Origin of the sequence: Psychrobacillus sp. NPDC096426, from assembly GCF_044762745.1 — a bacterium.
Lineage (GTDB): Bacteria > Bacillota > Bacilli > Bacillales_A > Planococcaceae > Psychrobacillus.
Map to the genome: position 1 here is coordinate 125,774 of NZ_JBIWEX010000008.1, position 13,320 is coordinate 139,093.

Consider the following 13,320-nt stretch of genomic DNA (forward strand, 5'->3'; position numbering starts at 1 on the left):
GACTTATTTATCCTCCTATTTATTTCACAGACGCACTCGATTGTTAGAATAGTGTAGAATTTATTCTGATACAAGTGGACGAATTTGAATATCCACCAATTTTAAGCTAACAAATGACCGATTTTTTGGAGCATTATGATTAAGGACACTTTAGACTGATAGAGAACCGCTATTCAATTCAGGTTTGAGTTTACATTTAAAATTATTTAGTAGTCAGTATATTTCCTTTTTGTAGCTACTTCTTAAAGAAAATAATAAATAAATTGTATTAATTAACTTAAATTTTATTAAAATACCAAGAATATATTTTGAATTTTTTTGCGTTTTAAAATACTGAATATTTCGTCTTAGAACAGCATCATTAACGATTTTACCAATTTCTTCTTTTTTATCCTTAGATGTAAGATTACTTTCCTTATGAAATATATTTTCAAAACAACCGATTAACCCTTTCAAATAAGTTATTTCAACATAATGTTGATTTTCAATTTTATAACAGTTATTTTTCAATAATAATTTTTCGACCTTTCGAAATAACATTTGTTGATTTTCATATAGCTTCTCTTTAAATCTGCTTGTTAGTGAGTTGTTATTAATTTTCATATAATTATATAATTGGTCCCGTATTATTATCACATTCTTACAAACTGTAATATAATCTAGATTGAATAACAAATCCTCACCCATATTAGTATTATTATCAAAACGAATATTATATTTTTTTATTATATTATTTACATATAACTTATTAAATAATGAGTTTATAAACCCTTTAGTATACAATTCACCAAATTTCAAATTAAATTGAGAATAATCAAAGTTACCTACAATTATAGGTATATATTGATGAGAAGCTATTTCTTTTCCGTTTATATATATTAATTTATAACCACATATAACAAGTTGAAATTCATGACTCATTGATTTAACTAATAATTCAGTCATATTTAATTCCAGTACATCATCAGAATCTACAAACTGTATATAGTCTCCTCTTGCAATATTTATTCCTTTATTTCTTGAAGCAGAAGGGCCTAAATTATCTTGTTGAATAACTTTTACCCGATTATCATCTTTAGCGTATTCTTCACAGATGGAGCCACTACAATCAGTTGATCCATCATTAATTAATATAACCTCTATACTCTTATATGTTTGATTTAAAATACTATCAATACATTTGTTTAAATATAACTCACCATTGTACACAGGAACTATTATACTAACAATTTTATCTGTCATTGATCTCAACCCATTCTAAATATTTTTTAGTACCAATAACAATTTGGATTCAAATATATCACATTCAATCTAAGAGATTTAATTTGTATTCTTTATACCACTTTGTATAAATTCATTAAGAAACTTATTACGAATACCTTTTATAATCTCTTTATCATATTTTTTAGATTCATTAAAATTCCTTGTTGCATTATTACTCATATTATCTTTGTTGAAGAATTGTAGAATTTTACATATTTCATCAATATTCCTTTTTGAATTACTAAATATATATTTGTCTTCTAAGAGTTCTGGAATTCCTCCAGTCCTAGCACCAAAAGCAGGTAATCCTCTACTCATAGCCTCTATAAGTGCTCTTGGAAGTCCCTCCTGACGGCTTGGCTGCGTATAAATATCTAATTGATTTAACCACTTGAATACTTGCTCGTGAGGCAAAGTCCCCAGAAATATTACTTGTTCTTCAACACCATATTGTTTTGCAATTGATTTCAAATAACTTTGATCACCGGCTCCTACTAGTTGATACTCAATATTTGTAATGCCTTGTTTCCTTAAAACACTCAGTGCTTCAATTATATACTGTTGGCCTTTATATTTAACGTCTATTGCAGCAGTTGTGCCAATTACTTTTTTTAGTTGGTCATCAAAATTACTTATTTTTTTTAATCTTTCATCGATTAAACTATTATTAAATTCTTTTAAGGTAACATCAGAACAACCTATATTTTTCATATTATTTGGATACCTATATTGAAGAAATTTATTAGTTACATAAATAACGAAAGGTGCATGCTTTACAACCCTTCTCATAGAAAGCATCGCACCTGGCGCAATAATTTTGCCCTTAAGACTATGATTCCAATAACTATCCCATGGGCACCCAACGACTTCAATAAGATACGGCTTTTTATATTTTTTTGCATACTTAACAGCAAGATTACCTGCATTACTTGGCAATCTTGCTATAAGATAATCACTTTGCTTAACTACTTCTTTTATTTTTTTTTTGTTGTCTAGTCTATTTCTTAAATTTAAAAAGGACCATATAGATGAGGTGAAATTAGGAATTTCGATAAAATTTATTCTCACTTTATCAAAAAATTGAAAATTTCCCTTTGCGTATACTGGATTATATATTTTTGAGTCCTTTCTAAACATTACAGTTACATTCCCAAAAATGGTTAGATACCTATCCCACACTTCTTTATTATAACTACCATCAGTGTAGAATATTCCATCTTCATCTTCTTTTAATTTTTCACCATCATGTACAAATAATAATTTCATAATTAGATTGTATGATGTCTTTATGGTAAAGACAGATCATAACTCCTCCTTAACCTTTTTTGAATATATATATAAGTAAGAACAAAAACCATCCAAAATAAGGGTTGTCTTTGATTCAGTAATGTGAAACTTTCCAACAAAAGCGGAATAAATATTAGTACAGTAAAAAATGTAACCCTTCCAATATTTTTTATAAACCATAATATTAATAATATGAATGGTATTATCCCATAATAGAACAAAACACTAAGTAAAGTAGAATGAACCTCCCCATTATGAGCCGCTTCATCGAATCGGTTATAATACCCTTGTCCTGCCCCCCAAATTAATCTTTCTGGATATAAAAATAATTTATCTATACCTCTTTCTTCTACAATTGTTAATTCATTATACGAATTCGAAGAATTAGTATTTCCTAGCTTTAAGATTTTTTCCTCTACTCTTTGAAAAAGAAAACTATCTGTGAAATATTCATTAATATTAATTATGTTTACCGAAGCAATTAATAGTAATACTATCAATGTAAAACTAAATTTCAATATAGTTTTAACCTTAAATTTAAACTCCATTATTGAGCTAATCTTATAAATCATCAATAATAAAACAAAAGAAAATATTGCGAGAAATAGTCCCGTAGAAACAGTTTGGAAAATTAAAAAAATTACAATTAAATAGTAAACAACACTTATCTTTTTATTAATAATCCTAGAAACAATGTACATTACCATTAAAGTAATATAGATAAAAAAGGCCATTTGATTTGGATCATTAAAAGTCCCAATATACCTAGAAGTACCATAATAATCTCCAATTCCGACTAGATATATTAATAATTGTATCCATAAGTTTAATTTACAAACATTAAAGAGTTTTTCTAAAAAAAACATATTTTCAGCATATACACGAAAAAGGATTACCACTATGAAATTAAATACATAATGTAATGAAGATATAACAAAATCTATTCTTTGATAATAAACAGCATAAAAACCATTAATTAAAATAACGCAAACAATAAAATAAATTAATAAACGATCTATTACTTTTATATTAAATTCAAGCCTATTTTCTTTACTGAAAATAAATAAAATTAAGGATAATAATAATAATAAGTCTCCTGGTTGCAATCCTCCTGATTCAAAGAAATAAAATTGTTTCAATATAACGAATATTAAAAAACTCCAATAAGCTAATTTCATTTTTTCCCTCAACTACCCTATATTAGTTTAAGTATTTCGGTAAAAATAGGTTCTCACTATACATCTAAGTATATTTTTGACATAATTAACATCACATTTTCTATATTAAATTCCTCTATTGCATTTTTGTTAAATTCCCCAAAAGATTCTTTATCTAATTGGTTTGCAGATAACTTCCGAAGGGCATTAGCAAAACCATCAATATCATCAGGTTTTATTAAATAACCACCTTTACCATTCTCAATTAAATCAGAATTCCCCCTTATACCCGAACATATAACAGGAAGTCCAGAAGCCATAGCTTCCATTAGAGATACCGAAAGCCCTTCTCTATAAGACGGAAAGGCAAATAAGTCAGAAGCTTTACAAATCTCACCTATATCATTTCGGAATCCCAATAGTTTTAATTGTTCTTCTATGCCTAATGCGTCTGCTAATTCTTTCAAATGATTTTCCAAAATTCCATGACCACATATTACATACTGAATATTTTTATTTTTCAACGTTGCCAATGCTCTTATAATTACTTCATGATTTTTATTTTTATTAAGTTCTCCCACAGAGAGTATGACATAGCTCTCTTCAGGAACACCAATTTCTTTTCTCTTTGCGATTTTTTCATTATCAACTTTTCTAAACTTTTTACTGTCTATACCAACTCCAGGTACATATTCAATTCTCTTTGCTTTAAACTTTTTGACCCTATTATAATCTTCTTTATTTATTGTAATAAGGACATCGGTATATCTTGCTAACCATCTTTCAACAGGGTAATATAACAGCCAATTTGGGAGAGGCGCGCCCTTATAAAAATGTAACCCATGTGCTGTATAGATGACAGTTGTATTATTTCTTCTTGCATTACTAGCTGCTAATCTAGTTAGTACTCCACCCATGGGTGTATGACAATGAATTAAATCAAATTTATTAGAGTCAATAATTTCTTTTAGTAGTTTATATACTTTAATATTATTTAATTTAAATGGAGATCGTTCAAACGGGACATCATAATAATTATCGCAATAAGGTACTACACATTCTTCCTTGTTTTCATAATCGTTTCTTGCACAAACATATGTCTCGTATCCATTTTCTTTAAACCACTTTATAACTGGTATATGAAACACCATAATATGAGCTTTTACTACTGTAGCCACAAATAATACTTTTTTCATTATCATTGCTCCGTTAATTTAATAGTTGTCTCAAATTCATAAACATTATAAGTACTTTGGTATTCAGTCATACTCTTCTCATACACCAAATCGCCAAACACCTTGTTTATTGTAGCAATCCTAATTTGTCCTAATAACAAATTAAACAAATTTGTCATTCGAAAATTAGTTCCATGCGTCTCTGCTATCATCTTTGCCATTTCTGATGTACAAACATACTCAGTATTTTGTGGGAAAAATAAGCCTCCACTAAAATCATCGATTAACAATTTTACAAACTCGCACAAGTTATCAATATAAATCATACTTCGCTTATTCTGGATATTTGGAAAGACAGGTAGTCTTAATGCAAGATTTGCTAATCTAGGATAGTTTCCTTTGCATCCTTTCCCATAAATCATCGGTGGACGAAGAATCGCAACTTTAAATGAATCATTTCCCATCGTACTAATTAGCTCTTCTGCTTGAAGCTTTGACTTACCATAATTATTTTTTGCCTTAAGTGGAGTATCTTTTTTTATTACTCCAGTTTCTATTCCATAAACACTCATCGAGCTTAAAAATATAAATTGCCCAACACCATCATTTTTTGCCTTTATAGCAGTTTCATTTGCCAAATCACGATTCACTCTATAATATAGTCCTGCATTTTCTTTTGTTTCTTTTATATGCGCTATACCAGCCACATGAACGACAACATCATACTCTGAAAAATCTTTTTCCTTCCATGTATCGTTCCTCAAACTAATGGAATCTATAGAATATCTATCAGGAGATTTTCCCAGCCATTTCTCTAGGCTTTTACCTACATAGCTGCTTGCCCCTGTTATCAGTATTTTTTTCATTTTGAAATACTCTCCTTAGTACCTGCAACCTTCCTTTTAGACCCTGTACCACCTTCAACAACCCCATCACTCTTAACAACACTAACAATCGTCCCCAAAAAACACCTAACATCCATGCCAAGACTAATCTTCTCAACATACTCCCCATCCAATTTCGCCTTAACTTCTATAGGAAGCTCATCTCTCCCATTAATCTGAGCCCAACCTGTCAACCCAGGGGGCACATCATTAACCCCATATTTATCTCTTTCTTCTATTAAATCATATTGATTCCAAAGTGCTGGTCTCGGACCAATAATGCTCATCTGTCCAACAAAAATATTCCAAATCTGTGGGAGCTCATCAAGTGAAGTCTTCCTTAGAAACTTGCCCATCTTTGTGATATACTGCTCTGGGTTTGCTAATAGATGAGTTGGAGTGTCCTTGGGAGTATCTATTCTCATCGTTCTGAATTTTAATATATTGAAATGAGTCTTATAAATTCCTATTCTTTTTTGTTTAAAGAGAACTGGACCTTTTGATTCTAATTTAATAGCAATAATCAATATAAAGAACACTGGTGATATAACAATAAGCCCGTATAATGATAGAATGATATCTATCAATCTTTTAATTTTCATATACATCTCTATTACATTCCTCCTTGATTTCCTTAGTCTCTTAGTACTTAATTGGATTGGCAAATCACCTATCAAACCAACTACTAATCCACTGAAAAAACCACAAAGCCCAATCAAATGTGTTTCGTCATTCTATTCCCTACATCACCAACCGACTAGTCATCAGCTCATCAAGATAAACCAGCAACTCTTCCCGCAACCCTTCATCCTGCAAAGCCATCTCAATTGTAGTCTGTATAAATCCTAACTTTTCTCCAACATCATATCGCTTTCCCTCAAAATCAAACGCATACACATTCTGTATCTCATTCAACTTCTGAATCGCATCCGTCAACTGAATCTCTCCACCAGCTCCAGTTTCCTGCTTTTCCAGAAACCCAAAAATCTCAGGTGTTAAAATATATCGTCCCATAATAGCTAAATTAGAAGGTGCAGTACCTTGTGCAGGTTTTTCTACAAAATTATTCACTTGATAACGTCTGCCCTCTTTTGAATTTGGATCAATAATTCCATATCGATTTGTATTTTCATCCGCAACTGTTTGAACTCCGATCACGGATGATCCTGTTTCATTATATTGTTCAATCAATTGTTGGAGACATGGTTTTTCAGCTTGTACGATATCATCACCTAGTAATACAGCAAATGGTTCATCACCGATAAAATTACGTGCACACCATATGGCATGCCCTAATCCTTTAGGTTCTTTTTGTCGTATATAGTGGATTTCCACCTTGGAGGATTGATTTACTTTTTCTAGTAGATCAAACTTCCCTTTTCCGATCAAATTTTCTTCAAGCTCTAAATTTCTATCAAAATGATCTTCTATTGCACGTTTGCCTTTACCCGTCACAATAATAATATCTTCTATTCCAGATGCGATCGCTTCTTCCACAATATATTCAATCGTAGGTCTATCGACGATTGGTAACATCTCCTTCGGCATCGCTTTCGTAGCTGGTAAAAATCGTGTTCCCAATCCTGCCGCTGGTATAATAGCTTTTCTCACTTTTTTCATTCGTCATCACCCATAACCCTAATTATTTTGCTACTTCAACATTCTTTCCAAGTAATTCAAACATCTTCTGCTTATATGCTTCTACACCAGGCTGATCAAATGGATTAATCCCTTGTAAGTAAGCACTCATTGCGCATGATTTCATGAAAAAGTACATCAAATAACCTAGATGATACTCATCCAATCTTTCAACTTCAATACTCATTACAGGAACACCACCCTCAACATGTGCCATTGCCGTACCTTGAGTAGCAATATCATTGATGGTATTTAGTGTTTTATCAGTTAAATAGTTCAGTTGATCTTTATTTTGACTATCATATGGAACTTCACAGTCTTCTTCTACTTCGTGAAAATGTAATAATGTTTCAAATAAGAAACGTTTCCCGTCTTGAATGTATTGCCCAATGGAATGAAGATCTGTTGAAAAGGAGACTGCTGCTGGTAATATCCCATCATGCCCTTTTCCTTCGCTTTCACCAAACAATTGTTTCCACCATTCGTGCAAGTTTTTTAATGCAGGCTCAAATGATGCTAACACTTCCACTTCATACCCTTTTGATAGCAACAGCTGACGAGTTACTGCGTATTGATAAGCCTGGTTTGTAAAAATATCATTCGCTTGTAAATCGATTGCTGCCTTTTTGGCTCCATTCATTAATGCGTGAATATCATACCCCTGCACTGCAAGTGGTAATAACCCAGCTGGAGTAAAGAAGGAATAGCGACCTCCGATTCTCTCTTCGATGATAAATGAGCGATAACCTTTTTCATCGGCTAATTCGCGAAGTGCTCCTTTTTCACTATCCGTCGTGACAATGATTCGTTCTTTTGCTTTTTCACCGTACTTTTCTTCCATATACTTTCTTAAAATACGAAATGCAATTGCTGGTTCGGTCGTTGTGCCCGATTTGGAAATAACATTTATATACACATCTTTATATTTTAAATATTTAATCAATTGATTCATATAACGGCCACTTAAGTTTTGACCGGCGTAGATGACTTCTGGGTAGAAGTCATCCACTCTGAAGTATGGGCTAAGTGCGTCTTGAATTGCTTTAGAGCCTAAATAAGATCCTCCAATTCCAATAACTACAAACACCTTCGCGTTATTCCGAACTACTTCGGCGATTTCAATCATTCCCGCTAGCTGCGAGTCGTGATTTTCAAGCGGATAATCTAACCACCCTAAAAATTCGTTTCCTATTGAACTTCTATTATGCATTTTTTCGTGAATTCTTTTAACAGACTCATTTAATAGAAGTAACTCATCCTGTTGAATATAAGACTCTAAATAGTTTGTTTGTAACTTTAATGTACTCATTCTATTCTCCAATCTAAAAATTCAAGTTCTCAGTATCGAATCAACATGCAATCACACGTTATATACTCACTGCCTTTTTTTCTACTTCAACATTCTTCTGATTAGCTACCCCTAGTAATGTATCTTTTAATTCATCTATCGAAAGTGTAGGAATCTTTTCGAGTAGGTAAGTTAATTCATTGCCAGTAATCGGCGTCGCCTTTCCGATATAAATCTTTGGAAACACAACTTCATTCTGTCTTTCGTTCTCATTCATCAATTCTTCATATAATTTTTCACCAGGTCTAATACCTGTTTCTTTAACCTCAATTTCGCCTTTTGAGTAACCAGATAATCGAATTAGATTATTAGCTAAATCTACAATTTTCACTGGTTCTCCCATGTCGAGGACGAATACTTCCCCGCCATTTGCAAGTGTTCCTGCTTGAATGACTAGTCTTGAAGCTTCCGGAATGGTCATGAAGTATCTTGTCATGCGTTCATCCGTTATTGTCACAGGCCCACCAGCCATTATTTGCTTCTTAAATAATGGGACGACACTTCCCCTGGATCCAAGTACATTCCCAAAACGTACTGCTGCGAATTTCGTTCTACTATCTTTCGCAAGATTCTGAATAATCATTTCAGCAAAACGCTTTGACGCACCCATCATGTTCGGTGGGTTGACTGCTTTGTCTGTTGAGATCATAACGAAGTATTCTACTCGGAACATATCTGCTGCTTCTGCAACATTTTTTGTACCGAAGATATTGTTTTTGACTGCTTCTATTGGGTTGTATTCCATTAATGGTACATGTTTATGTGCTGCAGCGTGATAAATAACATCTGGTTTATGTGTTGCTATGATATCAAAAATGCGATTGCGATCTTGGATATCAGCGATAATTGGAATTATTTCTGTATTTGGTGAAACTTTTTTGCGTAGTTCCATATCTATAGTATAGATAGAGTTCTCGCCGTGGCCGAGTAGGATCAGTTGTTTTGGGTCAAATCTTGCTACTTGGCGACAAATCTCAGAACCGATGGAGCCGCCCGCTCCGGTTATGAGTATTTTTTTGTTTGTTAGTTTCGTAGAGATTAATTCCAAATCAAGCTCTACTTCATCCCGTCCGAGTAAATCTTCTATTCTTACATCTCTGATTTGATTGATTGATACTTTGCCCGTTAGTAAGTCTTCGATAAGTGGCATAATCTGTGTATGAATGCCAGTGTTTAAGCATTGTTGCATTAGCATCGCACTTGTTGGTTTATCTAGTGATGGGATTGCTATGATGATATGTTTGATATCCAAGTCTTTTACCGCACCTGCAATGATATCTGTTCCACCTAATACTCGCATATTAAAGATTTCTAATCCTTTTTTCTGTAAATCATCATCTAAAAAAGCGATTGGCTTTAGCGGAGATTCTTTATTGCGGAGCAACTGTCGGGCAATCATTGTACCTGCAGATCCTGCTCCTATGATGAGTGTACGCTTTCGTTTATTGTTGAATTTTCCACCTAATATATATGAGTCACGGAAAACCTTCAATGATAATCGGGAGCCACCAATAAGTAGAATATGAAGCATCCATGTAATCGATAATGCACGATATAGGACATCTCCTTTTATGACAAATTGTACAATAGCTACCATTATGATGGAGAATGTCACCGCTTTGAAAATAGATACTAACTCTCTTACGGACGCGTATTCCCATACTTTACGATAAAGACCATAAAACATGGCAAAACCATTATGTGCTAAAAATATGGTAAGGGAACTGATTAACAAAAAAGTGTCCATAAAAGGATTGTCTATCGGATGTATTAAAAAATAGCCTACATAAATAGAAAATAATACGATACAAGAATCGACGAATACTAGCATCAACATTCTTTTGCTTAAAGACATTAACAATTCACCCAATCTTCATACAATTTTGACTACTCATTTCCATAAGCAATTATAGCACTTTTGCAATAGAATAGGTTCATATAATTTCAATCTACTTATTGCACTTAGCTCAAATGTAGTTCTATAGTATTGTTTTTATTTCAATTCTTACTTACTACCCATAAACGCTTTTTACATCTCGTGATAATTATCAGATAATTATATTAATTATCTTGAAACTACGCGAAAATTTTCCACCATTTTGTCTTCCCTAGGTCTTTTGGCTCTAAAATAATCACTTCTCCGTTTTCTAGAATTCGTGCATTATTTTCAAGAAAAATATCTACCGCATATAACTTTTTATGTTTTTCCAAATAACTTAGCCCTGCATCAAATAGAAAAGGGCGCGTTTTCGTATGATGGGCGTCCGAACCATATGTATGCACTAAATTTGCCTCCACCAATTGAAGCGATTGTTTTTGAATGTTTCTACCGAAATGACCCGCTAAACTTCCTGCAGTAATTTGAGCTAGTGCTCCGTGATTGATCAACTTCAATAGTCTACTCGGTTTTTCTGCAATTGCACGATTTCTCTCCGGATGTGCAATTATCGGCACTTTGTCTAAATTTAAAATCCCTTGGATTATCTGAATAGTGTTTGCGGGTATTCCCCCAGTCGGCAGTTCGATTAATACATATTTGGAATTTGCAAGTGTTAGAAGCTCTCCATTTGTTAACTTCTCAATAGTAGTTTGCCCTATTCTAATTTCTTGCCCTGGATGAATATTAATAAATACATTGTTTTTTTTCATTTCTGTATTAAGCAGTTCTATCTTTTCTAACACCACGTTTTGCGGGACATCATAATGAGGGTTGTCCGCATGTGGAGTCGCAATAATATCCGTAATACCCTCCTTTATCGCTTGCTCAATTAGCTCCATCGATTCCACTACCGTTTGAGCCCCATCATCTACACCTGGTAGAATATGTGTATGTATGTCAATCACTTTTCATTACCCCCTTTTCCTTATACAATAACAAAAAAGAATGATTAGGTATAAATTACCTATTCATTCTACATTTCCATAATATTGGTAGTAATAGTGGTCCTTCTGTAATTGGAAGTTGTTTAGTACTACCCCTATAATATTCGCTTGAGAGGAAACAAGCGCTTCTTTCGCTTTTATCACGCCACCTTTTTCAGTTTCCCCCGTATTCATCACTAGAATTGTCCCTTCACACTTGTTCGAAAGTATTTGGGCATCTGCTACCGACAGAACTGGTGGGGCATCAAAAATGATAATGTCGTAGCTTTCTTTCATCTCTCCTATTACATTGTTCATCGTTTGAGAGCTTAAAAGCTCCGCCGGATTCGGTGGAATAGGACCGCAAGTTATAATATCCAAGTTTTCTATTTCACTTGTTTTCACTACTTCCTCAACAGTAGCTTGACGTGTCAAGAGATTGGATGTTCCAAGCGTGTTTGTTAGATGAAATGTATAGTGCACGGTAGGTTTTCGCATATCTGTGTCGACTAACAGCACTTTTTTCCCTTCTTGCGCAAATACAACCGCTGTATTTGCCGCCACTGTCGATTTTCCTTCTCCAGGAGAAGATGAGGTAACTAGGAATGTCTTCAATTCTTTGTCCGGCATAGAAAAGTTAATGTTCGTACGAAGTGTACGGAATTGTTCAGACACAATGGATCTTGTATTTACACTAGTAACAAGTTTTCGCGCTACGGTTTGAATAGCACGTTTTTTTGTTCTTTTCTTCTTTGGTTTAGCCATCTTACTACCTCTTTCTTCTTTGCAGCATATGTACCATTGTTTTTTGAATCTCTTTATCAGATATAGGGCTTATTAATCCAATTATCGGTAAATTTAAAATTTCTTCGACATCCTGTTCCGTTTTCATCGTCGTATCTAAATACTCTAATAGAAATGCGATTCCTACCCCTAACATTAGACCAATTACAGCTGCTATCGCCATATTGAGCATTGGGTCCGGTTTTACTGGAGATGGATTTTCTCCGAGGAGGGCAGGTGTTAATATACTTACATTGTCTACCTTCATTAAATTTTTAATTTCTTTTTGGAATACAGTAGCTGTCTTGTTGGCAATATCCACTGCAGTATTTGGATTGGCATCTTGCACGGTAATATTCACTACTTGGGAGTTTTGTTCGTTATTTACTGTAATTTGACCGGTTAATGCAGATGGTGTTGTGTTTAGATCTAGCTGTTCAATTACTTTACTTAGAATAGCAGGACTCTTAATAATTACATTGTATGTATTTATTAATTGCAAGTTAGTTTGTATATCTTGGGAGTTTAATGTACTGATAGCCGATTTTTCTTGATTGACCAAAATTTGCGTAGAGGACTGATAAATGGGTGTCAGATAAAGAAAGCTAACAACACCACTGACCGTAATTGCGACTATTGTTGTCAGTATGATTAATAGTAATCTTTTTTTCAGTGTTTTAAATAGATCTTGGAGGCTAATTGTTTCTTCCATTATCTGATAACTCCTTTAATTTAGAATCTTCTATTTTTGTTATAGTATAGCATACGTTGGCAGTTTGCGCCTTTATCTTTATTTTTTTTCATAGAGAAATATAATATAACCATGAGAACTGTAATATTAGCTAAATACAGGCGTATTATATCAATATTAATTTCCGTTTTCTGTATTCTTTTGCCCTTATATTAATAATTGGTCTGCTTGG

The 13,320-nt window shown here is 33.2% G+C and carries 12 protein-coding genes; all 12 read right to left on the reverse strand.

Annotation, left to right across the window (positions count from 1 at the left end):
* Window positions 1-213: 213 nt before the first annotated feature.
* Window positions 214-1,242, reverse strand: a complete 1,029-nt coding sequence (locus ACIQYS_RS09045; RefSeq protein WP_402977958.1) for a glycosyltransferase family 2 protein — start codon at window positions 1,240-1,242, stop codon at window positions 214-216.
* Window positions 1,243-1,320: 78 nt separating this feature from the next.
* Window positions 1,321-2,529, reverse strand: a complete 1,209-nt coding sequence (locus ACIQYS_RS09050; RefSeq protein ID WP_402977961.1) for a glycosyltransferase — start codon at window positions 2,527-2,529, stop codon at window positions 1,321-1,323.
* 20 nt (window positions 2,530-2,549) lie between these two features.
* Complete coding sequence (locus ACIQYS_RS09055; protein WP_402977964.1) at window positions 2,550-3,728, reverse strand: hypothetical protein; 1,179 nt, start codon at window positions 3,726-3,728, stop codon at window positions 2,550-2,552.
* Window positions 3,729-3,784: 56 nt separating this feature from the next.
* On the reverse strand, window positions 3,785-4,903 hold the full coding sequence (locus ACIQYS_RS09060; protein WP_402977967.1) for a glycosyltransferase family 4 protein: 1,119 nt from the start codon (window positions 4,901-4,903) through the stop codon (window positions 3,785-3,787).
* A gap of 2 nt (window positions 4,904-4,905) precedes the next feature.
* Entirely contained in the window at window positions 4,906-5,748 is an 843-nt protein-coding gene (locus tag ACIQYS_RS09065; protein ID WP_402977970.1) for an NAD-dependent epimerase/dehydratase family protein, read from the reverse strand.
* On the reverse strand, window positions 5,745-6,374 hold the full coding sequence (locus tag ACIQYS_RS09070) for a sugar transferase (RefSeq protein WP_402977972.1): 630 nt from the start codon (window positions 6,372-6,374) through the stop codon (window positions 5,745-5,747). The genes ACIQYS_RS09065 and ACIQYS_RS09070 overlap by 4 nt, the downstream gene beginning before the upstream one ends.
* Before the next feature lie 133 nt (window positions 6,375-6,507).
* Complete coding sequence (galU, locus tag ACIQYS_RS09075; protein ID WP_402977975.1) at window positions 6,508-7,386, reverse strand: UTP--glucose-1-phosphate uridylyltransferase GalU; 879 nt, start codon at window positions 7,384-7,386, stop codon at window positions 6,508-6,510.
* Window positions 7,387-7,408: 22 nt separating this feature from the next.
* Window positions 7,409-8,713, reverse strand: a complete 1,305-nt coding sequence (locus tag ACIQYS_RS09080) for a glucose-6-phosphate isomerase (protein ID WP_402977978.1) — start codon at window positions 8,711-8,713, stop codon at window positions 7,409-7,411.
* Between the two features lie 58 nt (window positions 8,714-8,771).
* Window positions 8,772-10,607: a polysaccharide biosynthesis protein gene (locus ACIQYS_RS09085; protein ID WP_402977981.1), complete on the reverse strand. Its 1,836-nt coding sequence runs from the start codon at window positions 10,605-10,607 to the stop codon at window positions 8,772-8,774.
* A gap of 221 nt (window positions 10,608-10,828) precedes the next feature.
* Entirely contained in the window at window positions 10,829-11,596 is a 768-nt protein-coding gene (locus ACIQYS_RS09090) for a tyrosine-protein phosphatase (protein WP_402977983.1), read from the reverse strand.
* A gap of 63 nt (window positions 11,597-11,659) precedes the next feature.
* A complete protein-coding gene (locus tag ACIQYS_RS09095; protein WP_402977985.1) occupies window positions 11,660-12,379 on the reverse strand; it encodes a CpsD/CapB family tyrosine-protein kinase in 720 nt (239 codons plus the stop codon).
* 4 nt (window positions 12,380-12,383) lie between these two features.
* Window positions 12,384-13,109, reverse strand: a complete 726-nt coding sequence (locus ACIQYS_RS09100; RefSeq protein WP_402977988.1) for a YveK family protein — start codon at window positions 13,107-13,109, stop codon at window positions 12,384-12,386.
* Window positions 13,110-13,320: the final 211 nt, after the last annotated feature.

What these genes read in the sequence shown, in the direction of transcription:
- ACIQYS_RS09080 (WP_402977978.1), bottom strand. Translation starts at nt 8,713, where the DNA reads ATGAGTACATTAAAGTTACAAACAAACTATTTAGAGTCTTATATTCAA.
- galU (WP_402977975.1), bottom strand. Translation starts at nt 7,386, where the DNA reads ATGAAAAAAGTGAGAAAAGCTATTATACCAGCGGCAGGATTGGGAACA.
- ACIQYS_RS09060 (WP_402977967.1), bottom strand. Translation starts at nt 4,903, where the DNA reads ATGAAAAAAGTATTATTTGTGGCTACAGTAGTAAAAGCTCATATTATG.
- ACIQYS_RS09095 (WP_402977985.1), bottom strand. Translation starts at nt 12,379, where the DNA reads ATGGCTAAACCAAAGAAGAAAAGAACAAAAAAACGTGCTATTCAAACC.
- ACIQYS_RS09085 (WP_402977981.1), bottom strand. Translation starts at nt 10,607, where the DNA reads ATGTCTTTAAGCAAAAGAATGTTGATGCTAGTATTCGTCGATTCTTGT.
- ACIQYS_RS09070 (WP_402977972.1), bottom strand. Translation starts at nt 6,374, where the DNA reads ATGTATATGAAAATTAAAAGATTGATAGATATCATTCTATCATTATAC.
- ACIQYS_RS09055 (WP_402977964.1), bottom strand. Translation starts at nt 3,728, where the DNA reads ATGAAATTAGCTTATTGGAGTTTTTTAATATTCGTTATATTGAAACAA.
- ACIQYS_RS09045 (WP_402977958.1), bottom strand. Translation starts at nt 1,242, where the DNA reads ATGACAGATAAAATTGTTAGTATAATAGTTCCTGTGTACAATGGTGAG.
- ACIQYS_RS09100 (WP_402977988.1), bottom strand. Translation starts at nt 13,109, where the DNA reads ATGGAAGAAACAATTAGCCTCCAAGATCTATTTAAAACACTGAAAAAA.
- ACIQYS_RS09065 (WP_402977970.1), bottom strand. Translation starts at nt 5,748, where the DNA reads ATGAAAAAAATACTGATAACAGGGGCAAGCAGCTATGTAGGTAAAAGC.
- ACIQYS_RS09050 (WP_402977961.1), bottom strand. Translation starts at nt 2,529, where the DNA reads ATGAAATTATTATTTGTACATGATGGTGAAAAATTAAAAGAAGATGAA.